A 23,985-nucleotide genomic window follows, 5' to 3' on the forward strand; every position below is an offset into this window, starting at 1 on the left:
TCAAGTTGAAAAGCTACGTCCAGCAAGTGCTGTCCGGTGCTGGCGCAATGCGTTGGCGTACCTATCAAAATGCACGCAATCGCATCATGCGTTTCAGGCTCGGGACCTTATGAACAGCATATGGACACGCATACAGAAGGTATTTCCCCGCTCGTCCGGCTTTTGGCGGACTCATCTGTTTCCCCAGCCCCGATTCAAATACGAGCCCATCTTGCGCTCGGAGCTTTTCAGCGCCGACCAGATGGCCAGTCACGGCATCGCCCTGGCCGGGCAGCATCGCCTGACCACGCTGTCTGCACGGGACTCGATGCTGCACCGGCTCGATGATAACGAGCAGTTACTCAAACGCAGCTGCACGGCGCTGACCAGCGCTCAATTGTCCAGCCGACGAGTGACTCCGGCAGCGGAATGGCTGCTGGACAATTACTACCTGGTCGAAGACCACATCCGCACCGCCAGGACGCACCTGCCCAAAGGCTACAGCCGTGAGTTGCCACGCCTGATCAACGGCCCGTCTGCGGGACTGCCACGCGTCTATGACATCGCGCTGGAGACCATCTCCCATGGCGACGGTCGGGTCGACGAAGAGAGTCTGAGCCGCTTCATATTTTCTTATCAGACCGTGATGCCACTGGCGCTGGGCGAACTGTGGGCGATACCGATCATGTTGCGCCTGGCACTGATCGAAAACCTGCGGCGCGTGGCCTCGCGGGTCATGGCCAACGCCGACGAGCGCAATCTGGCCGATGACTGGGCCGAACGCTTGATCGAAACCTCGGAACAGGACATCAAGAGCGTGGTGCTGACCGTTGCCGACATGGCTCGCTCCGCACCGCCGATGACCCCCGCCTTTGTCGCCGAATTCACCCGCCGCCTGCAGGGCCAAAGTGCAGCCCTGGCCCTGGCGCTGAACTGGATCGAGCAAATGCTCGGTGAGACCGGCTCCAGCATCGAACGCCAGGTGCAGCTCGACGCGCAACAACAGGCCGCGGATCAGGTGTCCATAGGCAACAGCATCGGCAGCTTGCGTCTCTTGTCCGCCACGGACTGGCGCGAGTTCGTCGAGTCAATGAGTCACGTCGAACAGATTCTCCACGAAGACCCGGCGCAGGTTTACCGGGCGATGGATTTCAAAACCCGTGACAGCTACCGGCATGTCATTGAGCGCCTTGCCCGACGAAGCCCCCAGCACTCGGAAGTCCAGGTCGCCCGCGCCGCGATCAATCTCGCCGAAGCCGGAACCGCCTCAGTCTCCTGCCCAGTGCTGGCTCACCACGTCGGGTATTACCTGATCAGCGCCGGGTTACCGACCCTGGAGCGACGGCTCATCGCCCGAGTACCGCTTCATGAGCGCTGGAAACGGCTGTTGCAGCAGTCACCGCTGATGTTTTACCTGGCGCCGGTGGCTTTCCTGACGCTCATCTTCGCCTGGCCCCTGCTGGCTTCTGCACAGCGCGATGGAATGCCCGATGCGGCGCTTCTGCTGATGGCGATTCCATGCCTGATCATGACCAGCCGACTGGCAATCAGCCTGATCAACTGGTTGGTGACGTTCAGCCTGTTGCCGACGACGCTGCCGAAAATGGATTTCGCCAACGGTATTCCCGATGGCGCGCGAAGCCTGGTGGTGATCCCGACGCTGATCGCCAGCCTGGCCGATGTGGACGAACTGGCGGAAGGTCTCGAAGTGCGCTTTCTCGCCAACCGCGACAGCAACCTGTATTTCGCGTTGCTCAGCGATTTCCTCGATGCGCCTGAAGAGTCTCAGCCACAAGACGCCGAACTGCTCACACAGGCGTCCCGTGCAATCACCCTGCTCAATGAAAAATACGCGGATGGACTCGGCGACCGATTCTTTCTGTTGCATCGGCCACGGCGCTGGAACGCGAGCGAACACGTATGGATGGGCCACGAGCGCAAACGCGGCAAGCTGATCGAGCTCAATGCCCTGCTGCGCGGCAATGGACAGGACCGTTTCAACGCCATTGTCGGCGACATCACGCCGTTGCGCGGCGTGCGTTACGTCATCACGCTGGACACAGACACCCTGCTGCCGCGCGATGTCGCTCGCCAATGTGTGGCGGCGATGATGCACCCGTTGAATCGTCCGTTGTTCGACAGTGCTGGCGAGCAGATCATTTCCGGCTACGCGGTGTTGCAACCGCGAGTCGGCATCGGCCTGACCAGCGCCACGCGCTCGATCTACGCCCGGTTGTTTGGCAGTGATGCCGGTGTCGATCCTTACACCCGGACGGTGTCGGACGTTTACCAGGATCTGTTCCAGCAAGGTTCCTTCATCGGCAAGGGCATCTACGATGTCGATGCGTTCACCTGCGCACTGGAAGGCTGCTTGCCGGATAACCAGATTCTGAGCCACGACCTGATCGAGGGGTGTTATGCACGATCCGGCCTGCTCAGTGACGTGCAGGTCTACGAGCAATACCCCTCGCGCTACGGTGCCGATGTCAATCGCCGGCATCGCTGGATACGCGGCGACTGGCAGCTGCTGCCGTGGACTTTACCCTGGGCGCGCAACGCCGATGGCAAATGGGTGCGCAACAGGCTGAGCGTCATGGCACGCTGGAAGATTCTGGATAATCTGCGACGCAGCCTGGAACCGCTGGCGCTGTTGTTGATGTTTGCATGGGGCTGGTTTGCCAGCAGTCAGCCCATGAACTGGACCCTGACAGTCATCGGGTTGATGGTGATTCAACCGTTGCTCCGGGCGGTGACCGATCTGATGCAGGCCCCCGCCGATGTGTCCTTTGGACAATACCTGAGGGCGTTGCTGGGAGATCTTGCGAAGGACCTGGCCCGGGCATGCCTGACGCTCGCCTGGCTGCCCTTCGAGATGTTCTACAGCGCCGATGCAATCCTGCGCTCGCTCTGGCGAATCGGCTTTAGCAGACGCCGACTGTTGCAATGGCAGCCCTCGCGCGAGGTGGAGCGCACGACCGATAACCGTCTGTCCGGCCTCTATCGCCAGATGTGGATCGAGCCGGCATCGGCCCTCATCGCGGTGGCCCTGTTGGTGAACGATCCGCAGACGCTGGCCATCGCCAGTCCGCTGCTGTTGTCGTGGCTGGTGGGCCCCTGGATCGCCTGGCGGCTCAGTTTGGCGCCCAGGCAGTCGGTGTTTGCCCCCTCGGCAGATGATCTGCGTTTCCTGCGGTTGCTGGCGCGCAAAACCTGGGCGTTCTTCGATCAATACGTCGGGCCTCAAGATCACTGGCTGCCACCGGACAACGTGCAGGAACAACCCCGGCCTGCCGTTGCCCATCGGACCTCGCCGACCAACATGGGCATGTCCCTGCTCGCCCATCTGGCCGCTCGCGATTTCGCGTACTTGAGCACCGAACGACTGCTGTCCCGGCTTGCGGCATCGCTGGACAGCATGGACGGACTGGAGCGTTATCGGCAGCACTTCTACAACTGGTACGACACGCTGACCCTCGAACCGCTGCGCCCGCATTACGTCTCCACCGTCGACAGCGGTAACCTGGCGGGCCTGCTGCTGACCTTGCGCACCGGCATCGAGCAGCTTGCAGACGCCCCGCTGTTCAGCCCTGCCGTGATCAAGGGTCTGCGCGATACCCTCGATATCCTCATAGAGTCCCAACGCGCTTCAGGGACGGATGAAAACGCCCTGAATCAATTGCGAAAAAGCCTTGAACAAGGCTCGCAAACGGCGACCACTGACGCGATGGCAGAGCTGCTGCAAACCGCTCACCTGATGGTCACAGGCCAGCAAGCGGACACCGATGAGGAAAGCCTCTACTGGCGAGAAGCGTTTACCCGTCAATGCATCGACTGGACAGAAGAACTGCAACGCTATCGCCTCCCTACCCCCCTGGTGACGATGGAGTCGCCTGGCACCTTGCGTCAGCTGGCAGCGCTGAATTGCGCTGACTGGGCAATCGACCATCACCCTCGAATCGAGCAGGTCCGCACCGACGCCAGGGAGCGCCTGAAGACCCTGGAACGTCTGGCCTTATTAGCGACGTCATTGGCGCAAATGGATTTCTCGTTGCTTTACGACAATCAGCGTGACCTGTTCGTCATCGGTTACAACGCCGAAGAATGCCGGCTCGACACCGGCTATTACGACCTGCTGGCATCCGAGGTGCGGCTCACCAATTTCGTGGCCATCGCCCAAGGACAGATTCCCCAACGCGCCTGGTTCACCCTGGGAAGACTGCTGGGCGAAAACGCTGGCATACCGACGTTGCTGTCCTGGTCGGGGTCAATGTTTGAATACCTGATGCCAATGCTGGTGATGCCCAACTATGAAGGCAGCCTGCTGGACCAGACTTGCCGCGCCGCCGTGTCGGTGCAAATCGAGCATGGCAACAGGCTGGGCATTCCCTGGGGCGTTTCGGAATCGGGTTACAACACCGTCGACGCGCACTTCAATTATCAATACCGCGCCTTCGGCGTTCAGGCGCTCGGGCTCCAGCGCGGGTTGAGCAATGACGTCGTCATAGCGCCGTATGCCAGCGCCCTGGCGTTGATGGTCGATGCCGATGCGGCTTGCAAAAACCTGCAACGCCTCGCCCTGCAAGGCTCTTCGGGGCGTTTCGGCCTGTATGAAGCGGTGGATTACACCGAGGCCCGCTTACCGCGCGGCCAACCCTTCGTCGTGGTCCGGTCGTTCATGGCGCACCACCAGGGCATGAGCCTGCTGGCCTTGATCAGCCGACTGCTCGATCAACCGATGCAACGGCGATTCGAGTCCGACCCGGCGCTGCAATCAGCCCTGCTGCTGTTGCAGGAGAGGGTGCCCAAATCCGCCGCGCCCTACCTGCAAACCGCCCAGGCGCCGGCACTCGGCGATGTTGGCCAAGGCCAGGATTCGGGGCTTCGGGTGTTCTCGGATCCGGGACGCAAACGTCCAGCCGTGCAATTGCTCTCCAACGGTCGCTACCACGTCATGCTGACCAGCGGCGGCGGTGGTTACAGCCGCCGCAATGAAATGGCCGTCACCCGTTGGCAGGAAGACACTTCACAGGACAATTGGGGGATGTTCTGCTACCTGCGCGATGTCCAGACCAACACGGTGTGGTCGGCTGCGCATCAACCGACTTTGCATAAACCCGAGAGCCACGAGGCGATCTTCTGCGACTCCCGGGCAGAGTTTCGCGCACGCAACCTGGATTTCGACACGCATCTGGAGATTGTTGTCTCGCCTGAAGACGACATCGAACTGCGCCGCCTGCACATCACCAACCGAGCCTCATCCGCCAAGACACTGGAGATCACCACCTACGCCGAAGTCGTGCTGACTTCTCCCGGCAACGACGCGATGCACCCGGCATTCAGCAAGCTGTTCGTGCAGACCGAATTACTGCCGGCGCTCCAGGCCATTGTCTGCAGCCGTCGCCCCCGGGCCAACGATGAGCCGACGCCGTGGATGTGCCATTTGCTGGCTGCACACGGGGTGGACATTGATGCGATCTCGTACGAAACCGATCGCGCCCGGTTCATCGGCCGAGGGCGCAGCCTGGTGTCACCTGCCGCCCTGGATGCCGATTGCCAGCGCTTGTCAGGCAGTGCAGGCCCGGTGCTTGATCCGGTGGTCGCGATTCGCTGCAGGATTACCCTGCAACCCGGCCAACAGGCAACCATCGACCTGGTCACCGGAGTCGCCGACAGTCGCGACGATTGCCTCTATCTCATCAACAAATACCGCGACCGTCACCTCGCCGACCGGGTGTTCGACCTGTCCTGGACCCATAGCCAGGTGCTTTTGCGTCAACTCAATGCCACGTTGTCCGACGCCCGTCTGTTCGAGCAGATGGCCTCGTCGCTGCTTTATGCAAACGCCTCGATGCGCGCCGACAATGCAGTGCTGATTGCCAATCGACGCAATCAGCCGGGACTCTGGGGTCAGGCCATTTCCGGCGATCTGCCTATCGTTCTGCTGCAGATCCAGAGCCTGGACAATATCGCCTTGGTGCAGCAGTTGATTCAGGCCCACGCCTACTGGCGGCAAAAAGGGTTGGTGGTCGACTTGTTGATCTGGAACGAAGATCAGGCGGGTTATCGCCAGCAACTGCAAGACGTGATCATGGGCCTTATCACCTCCGGCAGTGAAGCCGCTTTGCTGGATCGTCCGGGCGGGATTTTTGTGCGCCCCGCGCAGCAGATGTCGACAGAAGATCGCGTGCTGGTCCTTTCGGTGGCCAGGCTGGTGCTGAGCGAAGAGCTGGGCAGTCTCGCGGAACAGATTCATCGACGCAAAGGATTGCCGTTGCACGCGCCGTTTGTTGCGAGCCGGCATTATCAGGCCGGGCCGGCACCGGTACGACCGAACCGTCCCTCACTGCTGCTGGGCAATGGATATGGCGGTTTCAGCGACGATGGCAGTGAGTACATTGTCACCGGGCTGGCAGCCAATCCGACACCCGCGCCCTGGGTCAATGTGATTGCCAATGCACACCTCGGCACCGTGGTCTCGGAAGCCGGCAGCGCGTATACCTGGGCCGAGAACGCCCATGAATTTCGCCTGACGCCGTGGCACAACGACCCGGTCACCGATCGGAGCGGCGAAGCCATTTATCTGCGCGATGAAGAGACCGGGCACTTCTGGTCGGCATCGCCTCAGCCCTGCCCCGGGCAAGGCCCATACCGGACCCGCCATGGTTTCGGCTATAGCGTGTTCGAGCATGAAGAGGACGGCATTTACAGCGAGCTGTGGATCTATGTAGCGCTGGATGCGCCGATCAAATTCTCGCGACTGTTATTGACCAACCGCTCGGGACGCAGCCGATCATTGTCGGTCACCGGGTATGTGGAATGGGTGCTGGGCGATCTGCGCAGCAAGTCGGCGATGCATGTGGTCACCCAATCGGATCCCGCCAGCGGTGCCTTCTTCGCCCGCAACGCCTACTCGGTGGAGTTTTCCGAGCGGGTGGCCTTCTTTGACACCGACACGGTCGATCACGGTGTCAGCGGTGACCGTACTGAATTCATCGGCCGCAGTGGCAGCCTCGCCTCACCGGCAGCGATGCAACATGAAGGGTTGTCTGGGCGCATGGGGGGCGGCATGGACCCTTGCGCCGCCCTGCAAGTGTCGGTTGATCTCAACGATGGCGACAGCAAGGAAGTCATCTTGCGCCTTGGGGCGGCCTCGTCCAGCAACGCCGCTACCCAGTTGGTGCAACGCTATCGGGGCAGACTTGCGGCCGCAGCAGAATTGCAAAAGGTACGGGAACACTGGCGCTCATTGCTCGGGGCCATTCATATCGAAACATGCGAGCCGGCGGTCGATGTCATGGTCAACGGCTGGTTGATGTATCAGGTCATCGCCTGCCGATTCCAGGCCCGAAGCGGCTACTACCAGTCGGGTGGCGCCATCGGTTTTCGCGATCAGTTGCAGGACAGTATGGCGATGATCCATACCGATCCGGCCACAGTGCGAGCGCATCTGTTGCTGTGCGCCGCCCATCAGTACGTGGAAGGCGACGTGCAACACTGGTGGCACCCGCCGATGAATCGAGGGGTCCGCACCGCCTGCTCCGACGACTTTTTGTGGCTGGTGGCCGCCACCAACCGCTATGTCGAAATGACCGCCGATGTGGGTGTACTGGAAGAGCCCGTCGGGTATCTGGAAGGACGCGTACTGGCGGCTGGCGAAGAGTCCTACTATGACCTCCCTGGGGTTTCGCACCTGCGAGAATCCCTTTACCAACACTGCGTGCGCGCCATCGAACATAGCCTGCGCCGCGGTCATCACGGGCTGCCGCTGATGGGCTCGGGTGACTGGAACGACGGCATGAATCGCGTCGGCCATCTGGGTGCAGGAGAAAGTGTCTGGCTGGGCTTCTTCAGTTATCAGGTGCTGGAGCAATTTGCGGTGACCGCCCGCCTGCACGGTGATCACGCATTTGCCAGGCGCTGCAGCGACAGCGCGGTGACACTGCAACGCAACCTCGATCAAAGTGCCTGGGACGGCGCCTGGTATCGCCGTGCCTGGTTCGATGACGGGCAAGTGCTCGGCTCGGCGAGCAATGAAGAATGTCGCATCGATTCCATTGCTCAAAGCTGGTCAGTGCTGTCAGGGGCCGGACCTGCCAACTGCCAGATCAAGGCCATGCAATCCTTGGATGAGCATCTGATCAAACGTCGCATCCGCGCCGTGTTGCTGTTTGATCCACCGTTCGACAAGGGCACCCTGGACCCGGGCTATATCAAGGGCTACGTGCCTGGCGTGCGCGAGAACGGAGGTCAGTACACCCATGCCGCCGTCTGGGCGGGCATGGCGTTTGCGCAGTTGGGTGAAGCCGGCAAAGCGTGGGAACTGCTGAATCTGATCAACCCTGCCGCGCCGGCCAACAACGCTCGAATCGACACCTACAAGGTCGAGCCCTATGTCATGGCCGCGGACGTCTACGGCGCCGGCCCCCATGCCGGGCGCGGTGGCTGGACCTGGTACACCGGTTCCGCCGGCTGGATGTACCGGCTGATTGTCGAATCATTGCTGGGCGTACTACGCAGCGGCCATACGCTCAGAATCGAACCGTTGATGCCCGCTCACTGGCCGGGTTTCATCTTGCACTACCGCTTTGGCAAAACCCTCTACCACTTTGATGTGCGTCAAGGCAGTTCGGCCTTCACCTCGATGACCCTCGACGGCCAGCCATTGACTGACGCAGCGCTGACACTGGAGGACGACGGCCTGGAGCGCTGGGTTCAGGTCGATTGTCGCGCCCGATCACCCAGGCCTCAGGCGCTGGAATACGAGCACACCGCCGATGAATAGACATTGACCACCCGCCGGATGCGCATGGGAGTACCCTGAGTCGGCACGCCCCTGTTCCGCCAAGGATGCTCTGCCATGCCTGCTTCTCCCAAGCCAAGCGACAATCATCTCCTTGCAGCGCTGCCGGCCGACGACCTCCAGCGCCTTGTTCCGCACCTGGAGCAGGTCAGCCTGGCGCTAGGCGATGTGCTGTATGAACCGGGAGACACCTTGCGGCACGTTTACTTTCCGACGGACTCCATCGTGTCCCTGCTGCATGTCACGGAAAACGGCTCATCAGCAGAGATTGCCGTGGTCGGAAACGAGGGGCTGATCGGTATTGCGCTGTTCATGGGCGGCGAAAGCACGTCTAGCCGCGCGGTGGTGCAAAGTGCCGGAACTGCGTTTCGTCTGCCCGGGCAAAAACTCAAGAAAGAGTTCAACCGTCATGGCGACCTGCTCCTGCTGATGCTGCGTTACACCCAGGCGCTGATCACACAGATGTCACAAACCGCCCTGTGCAACCGCCATCATTCGATCGATCAGCAACTGTGTCGATGGCTCCTGCTGTCGCTGGATCGCCTGCACGGCAATCGCCTGAACATGACCCAGGAGCTGATCTCCAACATGCTGGGTGTGCGCCGCGAAGGCGTCACCGAAGCAGCCGGCAAACTACAACGCCAAGGCGTCATCGAGTACAGCCGAGGCCAGATCACCGTACTGGATCGAGCGCGCCTCGAACGACTGAGCTGCGAGTGCTACCTGGTGGTCAAGACCGAGACCGATCGGCTGTTGCATTACACCCGCCGTCAGGACGAGTGATGCGTTCAGACTGATTGCCAGCTGCGATACCGACTTCTGTCAATCGTTCAGTACCGATAAGTTGCCTGCACCGAAATGCCATTCGCACTGTTTTCATAGTTGGCGCTATATTCCGGTTGCAGACCGGAGTTGTTCGACTGCTTGACAGAGACTTTAGAATCCCAGAGATAACCATAAGCAAAGTCTATCGTCAGATCGGGGTTCGGCGAGTAAGCGCCGCCAAGGGTCACGGCCTGGCGATTCCCGACCGGAATGCGCACGCTGCGATCGGCATTTCTGATGGGCGACGGATCATAGGCGTAGCCTGCGCGCAACAGCCATTGCTGATTCAATTGATAGGAGGCGCCCACCGCAGTGGACCACGTGTCGCGCCAGTTCATTTCTTCAGTCACACGGCCCAGGCCGGCCGCCTGGCCCAGGGGGGAAAGACCGCTGTTGATGGCCTCGACCTGCTGGATCCGGCTCCATCGTGTCCAGGTAGTCCCCAGGTATCCGGTCCAGCGACTGTTGAATCGATGGGTGATGGACGTGTCCACTGATTCGGGCATGGTCAGATCCAGCTTGGCGTCATAACTTCCGTCCAGCGGGACAACGCTCGGGGAACCGGAAACATCGGTATGCCCCTTGAGGTGATAGTTCACCTTCGAGTGATAGGTAATCCCCCAACTCGTTGCCTCACTGAAATCGACCAACAGGCCGACGTTGTAGCCAATCGCCGTGTCATCGCCTTTGATGGTGACCAGGGTGTCCTGACCGTTGTTCAGGGCACCGGTGGCCAGGTAATTCTGAAGCTTTGCGTTGAAACGGTTCAGGGTCGGCCCGCCGCCAATGGACACGTAATCATTGATCCGCCAGGCAATGGTTGGCTGAAGGGTTACCTCCTTGGTCGTGCTATAGGAACCATGGTAACGGCCTTGAAAAGAGCTCTCGTAATCGTTGATCAGACCACTGGGGGCATAGAGGCCCAGCCCCATCGAAAAACGATCATCAAGGGGCGTCGACATATAGGCGAAGGGCACAGCGCCCAAAGGCACCGAATCTCCTTTGTTGGTGCCTGCTGCACTGCTTTGCGCATCACTGATGTCGTCACTCACCGACACGACCGCTGCCCCGCCGGAAATCTCGCTGCGTTTCAATTTGGTCAGGCCGGCAGGGTTTCCGTAAATAGTGCTGGCATCCAGCGCCGAAGATGACCTTCCCGCATACGCCGTTCCTGCGCTGCTTGCACTTTGTTCGTTAAGGGCAATGCCATTGGCGCTTGCAACTGTAGAGGCGCCAAAGAGTGCCATGGCACCGGTGAACTTGATCCAGGCAACGCACTTTCGCTGAGCAAAGAGACACGGAATCACACGGCTTTTGAGTTTCATTTTCCACCTCTGGTTTATTGTTTTTATTGATTTCACGCAGGCAAGGCTTCGCCGTCCTGTGCACTTTTCAGTGCCGGTTGGCGTTGATCGACGTTGTGTAAAAGGCCCTGGCTAAACAGCGCCAGGGCTTGATGGCCGGATTAGAATCAGGGACTTAACCAAGCCACTCGATTTGAAAGCTGTAGCGCCCCAGGAGCGGAGCCAATAGTTCCTGGCCAGTTCCGGCCCGGATGCAGGCAACATGCCCACGGCGATTGTCCTGCACGACCTCGACAGCAATGTCCAAAAGCCCCAGGCGCCCTGCTTCCTGACGGACGACTCTGGCAATCTCGCGCTGCTGCAAGGCGGGTTTGAATATCTTGCCGACAGCCGTCAGTGGCAACGCACCAAGGATTTCAATGCGCTTGGGCACTGCTGCTCGCTCGCTGATGTGCAGATGCGCAAACTCCTCAAGTTCTTCGGCGTTGCACACTTGCCCGGGGCGCAGCTGAATGTAGGCTACCGGCACTTCGCCCGAGTAGGCATCGGGGCTGCCGATGGCAGCGGCCAGGGCGACGGCGGGATGCGCTTGCAGAGCCTCCTCGATTTGCTTGGGATCGATGTTGTGACCGCCGCGAATGATCAACTCCTTCTTGCGACCGGTCAGCCAGAAGTAACCTTGCGCATCCTGACGACCCAAGTCGCCCGTATTCAGCCAGCGCTGACCGTCGATATCGATCCAGAGGCCGTGGTTATGACGCTCCTCCAGATAGCCTTCGAAAAGATTCGGGCCGCTGATCGTGATGAGGCCGATCTCATCCACTTCGGCGTCACGCAGGTACGCTCCAGCATCGTCGAGCAAGACCGCGCGCATCTTCTGGTAGGCGATCCGTATCCCGATGGAGCCGATACTACGCTCGCCATGGGGCGGATTGATTGAGGAAACGCAGGCCCCTTCAGTCAGGCCGTAACCTTCCAGGATCTTTACCCCGGTCCGGCGCTCGAACTCGCGGAAAAGCTCGGCCGGCATGGGCGCGGCGCCACACATTGCAAAGCGAAGACTGGAGAGGTCGCGGCCCTGCCATTCGTTTTGCAGCAGTGCGGCATAGACAGTCGGTACGCCGGAAAAGAGGTTGATTCCGAAGTGCTCGACCATCTCCCAGAAGCGTGGGATCACCCCCTCGCCACGGTACCCATGAGGTGTCCCGAGTATCACATGATCGCCTTGAGTCCACGACATCAACCCGGTCACCATTTGTCCATTGACATGAAACAGCGGCAGGCCACAAAAGATCACCTGTCCACCACTGCGTGGCTGCAAGTGAGCGGCCACGGCCCATGCATTGAAGACTTCCGAGCCATGGGTACGCGCGGCGATCTTGGGCAGCCCGGTGGTGCCGCCCGTACAGATGTAGGAGGAGCACTCATCCGGGCGGATTTGCCGGCCGCTCTTCAGGTGGGTGTGCGGCTGGGTGCTCATCAGCGATTGCCAATCGTGGATCTCGATATCGCGGTGCTGGCCTCGCTCCATCAGTGCCGCGGCTTTCAGGGCACCACGCACCGGCTCGGGGGCATAGGGTTCCATGCTGACCCAGACCACCTGCCGGACCGTGGGTAGCTGATGCAGCTGCGAAGCCAGTTTGGGCCACAGATCGCTGCCCGGCGTCGGCGCGAGTGTCACCACCACGGATACCTTCGCGGCATTGAGCAAGCTCGCCATCTGCGTGGCCTCGAGCAGCGGATTGATCGCCATGACGATGCCGGCCGCCTCCCCGCCCCAAATCGTGAAATGGGTTTCCGGCAGATTGGGCAGGATGAAGGCCAGCACCTCACCCGATGTTATGCCCAGGTCATGGAAGGCATTGGCCGCGCGGGTGATGTCCGCGAAGAGCCTGGAGTAATCCCACTCAAAGGTGTGTTTGAAATCCGCAGCGTCAGCGAAGAAGCTTAGCGCCGGTGCCTGCGGGTTGCCCTCGGCCGCCTCGCGTAGCGCTTCATACGTGCTGGAAGCCAGGCCACGCTCCGACAACGGGACTCGTTCGAGACGTTCGATGTCGCACAGGGTCTGCACCACCATCAGGCTTGCTCCACGACGCGGTTGCGTTGCACGCCGAGGTCGACCACGCCATCGGCGCTGCGAATGCGCGCCTCGACCACGTCACCGGCCTTGAGATACTGCGTCCGGCCCTCTTGCGCCTTGAGGAAAAGTTTCCACTTGGTGGCTTCTGGCATCAGGGCCGCAATGCGCTGTTTGGCAGGCGAAGGAATCGTCAGAGCGCAGCCCGCAGGCGTGCCGGTAGCGATCAGGTCGCCAACGTCGAGATCTTGCACGGACGAGAGCTCGGTCAGGGTTTCAGCGGGGCCGTAAACCAGGTTGGCCGTGCTGTCGTTCTGTCGCACCTGGTCGTTGACGGTCAGGCGCAGTTGCAATGCTTTGAGGTAATGCATGTCCTTTGCATCCAGCAGACAGAGGTACGGGCCGACCGGACCAAAAGTGCGGAAGCTCTTGCCCTTGTAGAACTGCATCTGCGGAATCTGAACGTCTCGCGCCGAGTAGTCGTTTACGATGACGACGCCTGCAATGAACTCATGCAGATTGGCATCGGTGACGGCAACGGCGCCGGTGATCGCGCGTTTCATCACCAACCCCAGTTCGATTTCGTAGTCGAGGAAGCGTACGGTCCGCGGCTTGATCAGGTCGCTGTCAGCCGCCACCAGGCAACTGGTCGCCTTGGTGAAGATCATGTTGAATTTTTTCGCATCCGGGTCCATGCCCGACTCGATCATATGCTGACGGTAATTGGCACCCTGGCAGACGAACTGCTGGTTACGGGTTACCGGCGACAGCAGTTTTACTTCACCCTGCGCAAGCTCCGAGCCTTTGAGTTGAGCGAGGTCTTCGATACTGTTCTGGCTAATGAAGTCACCGGTGGTTTCAAAAACACCGGGGACCACCGTAATACGGCCCTGGCGAAGCACGCCCCAGTGGATACCGTTCTCAAATTCGAAGCGGACGACGTGTACAGCAGACATTGAAGGTACTCCTGGAGCGGCGTTTGTCCCGAACTCGGTGGCGCGGGAACTGTGGTGTTGTTCTGAAACGGGGCCGGCAACGGTGTAGACCCACGCACCGCCAGCAATCAAAGCGCCGGCTTTAAGTACGTCCCGCCGGCGAAACCGGGTTGAGTTTTTCGACATGGCGGCAGCTCTACCCGAACATCCGCATGAGGGTCATCAACTTGCGCAAGGTCAAATCCGGGCTGCGTCGTAGGTTGCGGATCAGTGCACGCAGGTTGGCCAGGCTTATCTTGGGTTTGGTAAAACTCTTGGGCATGCGCTGCCCCCACTGGGCCATTGCCTCTGGGCTTACCGGATGAATACCCGTCGGCCGAGTGGCCGTGAACAGATCCCCGTCGCAGTAATGCTCGTGCTTGTCGCCCCATGGGTCTTGCCAGTAATCGAAGATCTGGCTGCCCAGAATGTGCCGGCCGATGCCCCATGAGTGTTGCCAACCGCGCTCGCGCAGGACGCGCTGGCCCATGCCCACCGCGTCTGCATCGACGACTTCATAGGCGCTATGGCTGTAGGTCGCCATGAACCCTTGCGCAATCGCGAGCGTATGGTGATCCGCGGGACTGTCACCAAGATCAAGGCGCATGAAAGTGACGATAGGCGTGCCGTCGGGAAGCACCTGCACATCGCTGGGAATCAACCCGAAATGCTCCGTGTACCAGGCGCAGGTCGCCTGGTAGTCGGCCACTTCAATGACGATGTGGCCAAGTTTGAGGACTTCAGGGGGCGCAATCGGCGGGCGCTGCGTGGCATTGATTCGTGGCTGCTCGTGCGCCAGATTCCAGTGCAGAGGCGCTCTGTGTGCCAGCGCCTTGCCGGGGGCCTGGTCGCAAACCGCTTCCACGATAAAACCGGAAGGATCGGTCAGCCGGACGGAAAACCCTTTGCCAGGATGCTCCGACTTTTCTACCGATGACGCCCCTGGAATTTGAGCGAGCTTTTCCAGATCTTCAAGCGACGACACTGCGAGTCCGAAGCCGATAAATCGTGCCTGCTCGGCACGATGGACACGGTAGCAATAGGAAGTGGCGTCGGTGGCCCGCAGATACAGCGTATCGGCGTCCTGCCGATTGACCGTCAGGCCGAAGTCGGTCAGGAACCGCGCCGCCTCATTCAAGTCCGGCCGTTGAAAGATCAGGTGAGTCAGATCCCGGGCCTTCACGGTCGGTTGTGGATGCCGGGAGGGTTGTGGTGTCGCCAACCGGTGCAATTGGTTTATGTCATTCATTGTTTTTGTTTTCCGGTTTTTTCAGGGCAAAGCAGTCCCGAACCCCTGAAAAAACAGGGGTGTTTTCTAGTTGAATCAGTTAGGGCTCAGTCCAGAGACGGAAGCGCCGGCAACTCTATTGTCGCCATCGCGCGTGCCTCATCCGGTGGCACACCCAATGCCCGCAGTACCAGCTCGGCGGTGTCAGAGCCCGATTCGCGCCACGTCCGGTGACCTTCCAGCACCAGGAAAATCGAGCCCAGTACGCTGCTCGATATCAGCGTCAGCACTGAGAGCAACTGCGCCTGCTGAAACGTGTAGCGCCCGGTGGAAAGCCCGCTCAGAAGGTCCGTGGTCGCCTGGCTGCTGAACATTTCGCGCAATGACGCATTGCTCATGGCGAACTTATGGATGAATGCCCCCCACTGGGAATCCTCGTGCGCTCGACGGATGAAGAATCGAATGCCATTGGCCAGGCGCTGCGCCGGATTGGTGAGGGAATCGAAGCTCTTGTTGACGCGCTCATGCATCTCCCTCGCCAGTTGGCCAGCGACGGCTTCGAACAGGCTTTCCATGTTGTCGATGTTGCTATAGACGGTTCCACGCGCCACGCCGGCCTCTTGTGCGAGGTCGAGAATGTTCACTTGTGAGGTGCCTCTTTCAGCGAACAGCCGAAAGGCGGCTTGATGAATGCGGCGCTGTGTTGGATTCAGGGATTGCACGGTGCTCTCTCCAGGATTACCCTATGGCCCTATTGAACACGCGTGTTCAGTTGTCGTCAACAACGTTTTGGCGCTGAAGCACGTCCAACTCAACGGAAACCGTTATATGCCAATGGAAAGGGATGGATACGACTAGACCACCGGCAGGTTTGGCACATGAAAAATGAACACGCGCGCTCAGCTGCACCGTATCTCTGACAGGTGATCAATTTGGTTTGCTGAATCACATCAGATCAGGTGGGTAGCGGCTTACCAGCGATTTTCCGGGCTTTGGCGGGTGTCACGCCCAGAGCCTGGAGCGTCATTTCCGCGACCCGCACATCGTGCTCCGCGCCCGCACGCCCTTCGACAACCGAGCGCATTGCTCCGGTTGTGCAGGATAAGACGATGTCCAGGGCGACCCCTTCGTCCACGTAAGCAAAAGTGCCCGCGCGCAGCCCCTCACGCAGATCGCCCAGGACATGGGCAGCCAGACGCGAGCGCATGGTCTGGTCGAAATGGATGATGCGCAGCAGCGCATTCGCCCATTGGTGGTCGGCGGCGGCCCGACAGACAAACATGCGAACCCCAATCGAAAGCCGCTGCGCACCGCACTGCTCGTCCGCGCTCAAGACGGATATGGCATCGGAAAACTCGGCGGCCATGGCAATGCCCACGGCCTCCAGTACTTCGTCGCGCGTTCGAAAATAGTTGTAGATGGTGCCGTTGGATACCGCAGCTTCCGCGGCGACTTCGAGCAGCGCGATTTCCCCCACTTCCTTGCGTGCGACAAGACGCAACGCCGCGTCCACCAGGCCACGACGGGTGCGCTCGCGTTTCTTGTGGCCTCTCGTGAGAGGTTCTGACGCAACAGTTTCTAAAGAAAGAATGGGGGAATGCATGATCAAGCTCGTAATCTAGTGGGCTCGTTGATGGTAATGGAAACGCTATCAACCGTGGCGTCTTTGCTACCCAGCAGGCTCCTGCAATCTTGAAGCAGACTGCCCGCCTCTGCGCCTGGGGCGTGATGCATGATGATCCGGTCGGGACGAACCGCGACCAGCGTTCCTTTGGGAGCCAGTGGCAGGATGTCATGGTTCATGTCTTCAATGAAGTCACAGCCGCCGCCGGAGCGTTGGCCGCGTGTTCTGACCTCGAGGAAATGGCCGCCCATTTTTCCCCAGGCAATGATCTGATCAGGGGTGAGCAGTGACAACGGGTCTACACCGAATCCAACCAGGGTCAGGTTGTCTCCAAGCGCATCGTCGCTCAGCTTGATCTGCTTTTGCAGGGTGCGAATCCAGGCTTGGGGAAACAGGCTGCCACGCACCAGTTTATCGCCCCGCCGATGCTGCACGAACAGGCCGTGTGTGAAGGTGTTCTTCGGCTTGATGTCCAACTGCTCGAAGTACCTCCTGGTCGCGGGGGTCAACGCCAGCGTGCGCATCAGGCCGTGGATGAAGAACGCTGCAATCTTGTTCTTGGGCATCACCAGACGACCCATGAGTTTTGCCAGATTGATCATCGCCTGGGCATGGGGACGGCGCTCTACGTCATAGGTATCGAGTATTGCAGGGGCGGCATGGCCGCGAAGAACCCAGGCCAGTTTCCAGGCAAGGTTGGCGCCATCTCGCAGCCCCGCTACCAGGCCTTGCCCGACAAATGGAGGGGTGATGTGCGCAGCGTCGCCAGCGAGAAAAACGCGACCCTTGCTGAATCTTTTGCAGCAGCGCGCGTGGAATCGATACACCGCCTTGCGCTCGATTTCCAGCTCCTGCGGGTTGATCCATGGCGCGATCAACCGGGCGATGCTTTCCGGGCTTTCCAGTTCTTCCCGGCATTCACCGGGTTGCAGCATGAACTCCCAACGCTCCCTGCCGCCCGGGGCAGGCATGTGCGGCGTTGGGCGCTGCGGATTACAGATAAACTCAATGTGATCAATCGCTGACTCATGCCGGTTTTTGACATCGACAATCAGCCAATCCTCTGCATAGGTCTGCCCTTCGAACTCCTGGCCGATCAGTGCTCTGATCCTGGAGCTTGCGCCATCCGCACCGACCAGGTACTGGGCGCGAACGGAATGCGATTGCCCGTCTTGATCCCGTACGGAGGCGACAATGCCATCCGCCTCCTCGACCAGACTTTCAAGCTCGAAGCCACCCAGGCTGGTCACTGACTTCAACCGGGAAACCTGGCTGCGCATCGCGTGTTCGAGGTCGGGTTGATAGAACGTAACCAGCTTCGGATGACCGTCGATGCACCCCTCGGTATTGGCGCGACCGAATTGCCCGAGCACCGGGGAGTGCATTCTTACTTCAGGAATAGCGATCTTCTCGAAAGCGTCTTCCGACAAACCAGCGAGTTGCAGGATGCGCAACGCCTCGTTGTCCAGCGCAATGGCGCGAGGCATCAGGACGACCTCATGGGTCTTGTCCAGCACCAAGGTCGTGACCCCATAGCGGCCGAGCAGCGCCGCAATGGTTGCACCTACCGGACCGTTACCGATGACCAGCACGTCGACGGTGGAGGGAGGCAATTGGCAAACGTTCTTGTTGTTCATCTCGAGCCCTTGTTGTGATTGAAGTCGTGAGGCACGCAGGTCTCATCGTCAGGCAGGGTCAAGGTATTCAATATTGAAACTAATTTCAATATTGAAATTTCTGTCATTACATGCGAAAGATCATTTCCGGACCACCATGAGAGAAATTCGAGGCGTCAGGCGCTTGCAAATCGAGTTCGAGTTGAAGCGAAGAATGCCCACTCATCGATTCCAAGGCGCTTCGTCAACAGCTTCAATGCCGTATTGCGCGCGGGCCTTGGCATGAGCCTGCGTATCCACCATGGCGAGCGCCGCCAGCACGATGTGATAGCGATCGACTTCAAAAAAGTCGCGCAAGGCCGAACGCGTGTCGCTACGGCCAAAGCCATCAGTTCCCAGGCTATTGAAGGGCGCCTGTACATAAGGCGCGATGAGTTGCACATACCCGCGGACATAGTCACTGGCCGCAACGATCGGAACGAGTCCTGGCAGGCAGGCCTGCACATGACTCGTGAACGCGAAGTCCCCGCCGAACAGTTGCTGACGTTGCACTTCACGTGCGTCGCGAGCCAGTTCGGAAAAACTGCTGACACTCCAGATTTCGCTGCTCAGTTGCCATTGTTCGTCGAGGATCTGTGCCGCCGCTATCACCTCTCGCAAAATAGCCCCCGAGCCCAGCAGGCGGACTGCGGGGGCATCGTCGCCCACTCGTTCATACAAGCGCATGCCGCGGATGACATCCTCATACTGGCTCGGCTCGAGTGACGCCTGAACGTAGTTTTCGTTGGTCACTGTCAGGTAGTAAAACTCATCCTTTTGCTGCTCGAGCATGCGTCGACATCCATGATCAATGATCACGGCTGCTTCACTGGCAAATGCCGGGTCATAGGCCCGGCAGTTGGGCACCGTCGATGCTATCAACTGGCTGGAGCCATCCTGATGCTGCAGCCCCTCCCCGGCCAGCGTCGTCCGCCCGGACGTGGCGCCGATCAGAAACCCTCGCGCGCGCTGATCGGCAGCGGCCCAGATCAAGTCGCCGATGCGCTGGAAACCAAACATGGAGTAATAAATGTAGAACGGCAGCATGGCTTCGCCGTTGACGCTGTAAGACGTTGCCGCGGCCGTCCATGATGAGATTGCGCCGGCCTCGGTGATGCCCTCCTCCAGCAATTGCCCGTCGGTCGACTCCTTGTAGTACAGCAGGGCATGGGCATCTTCCGGCTCATAAAGCTGCCCGACTGACGAGTAGATACCGATCTGGCGAAACAGATTGGCCATGCCGAACGTGCGCGCCTCATCGGCGACGATGGGGACGATGCGGGGTCCCAGTTGTTTGTCCTTGATCAGGTGGGCGAACAGCCGCACCACGGCCATCGTTGTTGAAATTTCTCGATCATCGGCACTCAACGCGAAGCGCGCATAACTGTCGAGCGGCGGGACGCCAATGGTCGCTGCCTGGCTGCTGCGCTTGGGAAGGTAGCCGCCCAGCGCACGACGTTGCTGATGGAGATAGCGCAACTCGGGACTGTCATCTGCCGGTCGGTAGAAGCGAAGCTCCTCCACCGCTTGATTGTCCAGCGGCAAGGCGAAACGATCACGAAAGGCTTTAAGGGCATCGACATCGAGTTTTTTCTGCTGGTGAGCGGTGTTGCGCGACTCACCGATCTGGCCCATGCCATAACCCTTCTTGGTTTTCGCCAGGATCACAGTCGGCCGGCCCTTATGCCGCCTGGCCGCCTCGAACGCCGCGTGCAACTTGCGAAAATCGTGTCCGCCCCGGCGCAGGGCTTCGATCTGCTCGGTGCTCATGTGTGAAACGAGTGCTTGCAGTTGCGGATCCTGGTTAAAGAAATGACTGAGGTTGTAAGCACCGTCATTGGCGCCCAGGGTCTGGTATTGCCCATCCACCATCTGCGAGAAATGACGTAACAACGCTTGCCCGTGATCCCGGGCAAACAAGGCATCCCAGTCAGATCCCCACAGCACTTTGATCACGTTCCATCCGGCACCGCTGAAAAGCGATTCCAGTTCCTGGATGATCTGGCCATTGCCCCTGACCGGACCGTCCAGGCGTTGCAGGTTGCAATTGATCACAAAGGTGATGTTGTCCAGGCTTTCACGTGCCGCCAGTGACAGCGCAGCGATCGACTCGGGCTCGTCCATTTCGCCATCGCCAAACACGCCCCACACCCGGCGGCTATCCGTCGTTGCAATGCCGCGGTGCTGCAAGTAACGCAGGAAGCGCGCCTGGTAAATCGCATTGATGGGGCCGATGCCCATCGAGCCCGTCGGAAACTGCCAGAAGTCAGGCATCAACCAAGGGTGCGGATAAGAGCATAAGCCTCCGCCGTCGACCTCTTGCCGATAGCGTTCCAGTTGCGCCTCTTGCAGACGCCCTTCCAGAAAGGCTCGTGCATAGACGCCGGGCGCAGAGTGCGCCTGGAAGTACACCAGATCGCCCCGCCCCTCGGCGTTATCGGCCCGGAAGAAATGATTGAAGCCGACCTCGAAAATTTCTGCGGCCGAGGCGAAACTGGCAATGTGGCCACCGAGTTCGCCGTAGGCTTTATTCGCTCGCGCCACCATCGCCAAGGCATTCCAGCGAATGATCGAAGTGATGCGTTCCTCCATCACCAGGTCGCCGGGGTACACCGGTTGTTGCTCTAACGCCAAGGTGTTCTGGTAGAGCGAATGGGCGTTGGACGCTGATTGAATCCCGAGGCGGTTGGCTTGCTCGGCCAGACGCTGCAACAGGAAGCGGACCCGCGGGGCGCCTGAGACCCGGGCGACACCCGCCAGGGCATCAAGCCACTCGTTGGTCTCGATGACGTCAATGTCCTCGTGGACAGGTGTTGCAGCCTGTGGCTGTTGCGCAGAATCTTTCACAGCAGAGCCCTCGATACATAGGACTGACCATCAGACGCACTGAGTGCGTCTGGCCGGTTAAGTAGGCTGATGCAGCACTGAGTCACTCTAAGTCGAAATCTGCTCAAGGAATATAAGCTGCAAGGGCTCGGCCAGCAGGTCGTCGCTGGCGGCGGCAAAACGCTGAAAGTACGGCATGGCAGAATGCGCATCGAGTGCAGCCTGATCCTTGAAGGCCTCGCGCATGAAGAACGTGCCGGGTTCATCCTGTCGTTCAAACAAGACGTAATCCAGGTTTCCTGGCTCCTCTCGTGTCGGTTCGATCAAGGCCAGGAGTGCTGCTTTCAAGGCCTGCTGTTTACCCGCTTTAGCCTTGAGGACCGCAATCGATAAGTGGAACCTGGGTTCCCGTACTATCCAAGTATCCGGACCGCTGTTCAGTGATGACGCCGATATAGCCCGGCGCTGGGCCATTGAAGGCGAAGGCATCGCCTACAAGTCCTGGCTGGATGTGAGCGCAAATGTCACGGCAGGACGACTTGTGGTGTTGATGGAGAATCATCCGGGTGAGGGTTTACCGCTGAGTCTGGTCTGTCCCCATCGCAAACAGGTATCCCCGGCTGTTTCCCGGCTCCATGCATGGTTGAGGAGTAAGTTCGTGACACTCAAGCCAGTTTGACGTGGTTACGCCACTTTTCTACGGGCAAAACAAAACCCCAACTGCTTTCGCAATTGGGGTTTCGGAATTTAATCTTGACGATGACCTACTCTCACATGGGGAAACCCCACACTACCATCGGCGATGCATCGTTTCACTGCTGAGTTCGGGATGGGATCAGGTGGTTCCAATGCTCTATGGTCGTCAAGAAATTCGGTAGCCAGGTCGTGGGCCCTTGCGGGTTCACGCTCCAGCGAATGGGTATGTGACAGCTTGGTGTTTTGTGAGTATCTCGAACTTTCGGTTCGTTTCGTCTTCACACACCGCAATCTGGTGCTCTTTCGCCTTTGGGCTCGAAGCAAGCAAATTGCTTGGGTGTTATATGGTCAAGCCTCACGGGCAATTAGTATTGGTTAGCTCAACGCCTCACAGCGCTTACACACCCAACCTATCAACGTCGTAGTCTTCGACGGCCCTTCAGGGGACTCAAGGTCCCAGTGAGATCTCATCTTGAGGCTAGTTTCCCGCTTAGATGCTTTCAGCGGTTATCTATTCCGAACATAGCTACCCGGCAATGCCACTGGCGTGACAACCGGAACACCAGAGGTTCGTCCACTCCGGTCCTCTCGTACTAGGAGCAGCCCCTCTCAAATCTCAAACGTCCACGGCAGATAGGGACCGAACTGTCTCACGACGTTCTAAACCCAGCTCGCGTACCACTTTAAATGGCGAACAGCCATACCCTTGGGACCGGCTTCAGCCCCAGGATGTGATGAGCCGACATCGAGGTGCCAAACACCGCCGTCGATATGAACTCTTGGGCGGTATCAGCCTGTTATCCCCGGAGTACCTTTTATCCGTTGAGCGATGGCCCTTCCATACAGAACCACCGGATCACTAAGACCTACTTTCGTACCTGCTCGACGTGTCTGTCTCGCAGTCAAGCGCGCTTTTGCCTTTATACTCTACGACCGATTTCCGACCGGTCTGAGCGCACCTTCGTACTCCTCCGTTACTCTTTAGGAGGAGACCGCCCCAGTCAAACTACCCACCATACACTGTCCTCGATCCGGATAACGGACCTGAGTTAGAACCTCAAAGTTGCCAGGGTGGTATTTCAAGGTTGGCTCCACGCGAACTGGCGTCCACGCTTCAAAGCCTCCCACCTATCCTACACAAGCAAATTCAAAGTCCAGTGCAAAGCTATAGTAAAGGTTCACGGGGTCTTTCCGTCTAGCCGCGGATACACTGCATCTTCACAGCGATTTCAATTTCACTGAGTCTCGGGTGGAGACAGCGCCGCCATCGTTACGCCATTCGTGCAGGTCGGAACTTACCCGACAAGGAATTTCGCTACCTTAGGACCGTTATAGTTACGGCCGCCGTTTACCGGGGCTTCGATCAAGAGCTTCGCGTTAGCTAACCCCATCAATTAACCTTCCGGCACCGGGCAGGCGTCACACCCTATACGTCCACTTTCGTGTTTGCAGAGTGCTGTGTTTTTAATAAACAGTCGCAGCGGCCTGGTATCTTCGACCGGCATGGGCTTACGCAGTAAATGCTTCACCCTCACCGGCGCACCTTCTCCCGAAGTTACGGTGCCATTTTGCCTAGTTCCTTCACCCGAGTTCTCTCAAGCGCCTTGGTATTCTCTACCCAACCACCTGTGTCGGTTTGGGGTACGGTTCCTGGTTACCTGAAGCTTAGAAGCTTTTCTTGGAAGCATGGCATCAACCACTTCGTGTTCTAAAAGAACACTCGTCATCAGCTCTCGGCCTTAGAATCCCGGATTTACCTAAGATTCCAGCCTACCACCTTAAACTTGGACAACCAACGCCAAGCTGGCCTAGCCTTCTCCGTCCCTCCATCGCAATAACCAGAAGTACAGGAATATTAACCTGTTTTCCATCGACTACGCTTTTCAGCCTCGCCTTAGGGACCGACTAACCCTGCGTCGATTAACGTTGCGCAGGAAACCTTGGTCTTTCGGCGTGGGTGTTTTTCACACCCATTGTCGTTACTCATGTCAGCATTC

At 59.1% G+C, this 23,985-nt stretch carries 11 protein-coding genes, 2 rRNA genes and 1 pseudogene (1 of these 14 running past the window's edge); 3 read left to right on the top strand and 11 right to left on the bottom strand.

Annotation, left to right across the window (positions count from 1 at the left end):
• The first annotated feature begins 109 nt into the window (after positions 1-109).
• Both ACA053_RS16525 and ACA053_RS16530 read left to right on the top strand, forming a co-directional pair.
• On the top strand, positions 110-8,761 hold the full coding sequence (locus tag ACA053_RS16525; protein WP_497393119.1) for a GH36-type glycosyl hydrolase domain-containing protein: 8,652 nt from the start codon (positions 110-112) through the stop codon (positions 8,759-8,761).
• A 75-nt stretch (positions 8,762-8,836) separates the two neighbouring features.
• Complete coding sequence (locus ACA053_RS16530) at positions 8,837-9,562, top strand: Crp/Fnr family transcriptional regulator (RefSeq protein WP_497311797.1); 726 nt, start codon at positions 8,837-8,839, stop codon at positions 9,560-9,562.
• Between the two features lie 47 nt (positions 9,563-9,609).
• On the opposite strand, the gene ACA053_RS16535 is transcribed toward ACA053_RS16530, so the two are convergent.
• The 9 genes from ACA053_RS16535 to ACA053_RS16575 form a co-directional block, all read right to left on the bottom strand.
• Positions 9,610-10,929 carry an outer membrane protein transport protein gene (locus ACA053_RS16535; protein ID WP_497393121.1) on the bottom strand — a complete coding sequence of 440 codons (1,320 nt, stop codon included), beginning with the start codon at positions 10,927-10,929 and terminating at the stop codon, positions 9,610-9,612.
• 154 nt (positions 10,930-11,083) lie between these two features.
• Complete coding sequence (locus tag ACA053_RS16540; protein ID WP_497393122.1) at positions 11,084-12,985, bottom strand: acyl-CoA synthetase; 1,902 nt, start codon at positions 12,983-12,985, stop codon at positions 11,084-11,086.
• Positions 12,985-13,941: a fumarylacetoacetate hydrolase family protein gene (locus tag ACA053_RS16545; RefSeq protein ID WP_497311800.1), complete on the bottom strand. Its 957-nt coding sequence runs from the start codon at positions 13,939-13,941 to the stop codon at positions 12,985-12,987. The genes ACA053_RS16540 and ACA053_RS16545 overlap by 1 nt, the downstream gene beginning before the upstream one ends.
• A gap of 175 nt (positions 13,942-14,116) precedes the next feature.
• On the bottom strand, positions 14,117-15,208 hold the full coding sequence (locus ACA053_RS16550; protein WP_109632360.1) for a VOC family protein: 1,092 nt from the start codon (positions 15,206-15,208) through the stop codon (positions 14,117-14,119).
• Positions 15,209-15,294: 86 nt separating this feature from the next.
• The gene (locus ACA053_RS16555) at positions 15,295-15,909 is read right to left on the bottom strand and encodes a TetR/AcrR family transcriptional regulator (RefSeq protein ID WP_497393123.1); all 615 of its coding nucleotides are present in this window, start codon (positions 15,907-15,909) and stop codon (positions 15,295-15,297) included.
• A 233-nt stretch (positions 15,910-16,142) separates the two neighbouring features.
• The gene (locus ACA053_RS16560) at positions 16,143-16,790 is read right to left on the bottom strand and encodes a TetR/AcrR family transcriptional regulator (protein ID WP_497393124.1); all 648 of its coding nucleotides are present in this window, start codon (positions 16,788-16,790) and stop codon (positions 16,143-16,145) included.
• A gap of 2 nt (positions 16,791-16,792) precedes the next feature.
• On the bottom strand, positions 16,793-18,448 hold the full coding sequence (mhpA, locus tag ACA053_RS16565; protein WP_497393125.1) for a bifunctional 3-(3-hydroxy-phenyl)propionate/3-hydroxycinnamic acid hydroxylase MhpA: 1,656 nt from the start codon (positions 18,446-18,448) through the stop codon (positions 16,793-16,795).
• Between the two features lie 201 nt (positions 18,449-18,649).
• Complete coding sequence (gene mdeB / locus ACA053_RS16570) at positions 18,650-21,313, bottom strand: alpha-ketoglutarate dehydrogenase (protein WP_497393126.1); 2,664 nt, start codon at positions 21,311-21,313, stop codon at positions 18,650-18,652.
• A gap of 87 nt (positions 21,314-21,400) precedes the next feature.
• Entirely contained in the window at positions 21,401-21,709 is a 309-nt protein-coding gene (locus tag ACA053_RS16575) for a putative quinol monooxygenase (protein WP_497396186.1), read from the bottom strand.
• Between ACA053_RS16575 and ACA053_RS16580 the strand changes: the two are divergent.
• A pseudogene (locus ACA053_RS16580) lies at positions 21,678-21,971 on the top strand (LysR substrate-binding domain-containing protein); the annotation flags it as partial. The gene ACA053_RS16575 and the pseudogene ACA053_RS16580 sit on opposite strands and share 32 nt — an antisense overlap.
• Before the next feature lie 72 nt (positions 21,972-22,043).
• Here the strand turns inward: ACA053_RS16580 and rrf are convergent.
• Positions 22,044-22,159: ribosomal RNA gene (gene rrf, locus ACA053_RS16585) — 5S ribosomal RNA — on the bottom strand.
• 173 nt (positions 22,160-22,332) lie between these two features.
• Positions 22,333-23,985 (bottom strand): 23S ribosomal RNA (locus ACA053_RS16590) (it continues 1,239 nt past the right edge of the window).

It is taken from the genome of Pseudomonas sp. LBUM1672 (genome assembly GCF_059695655.1).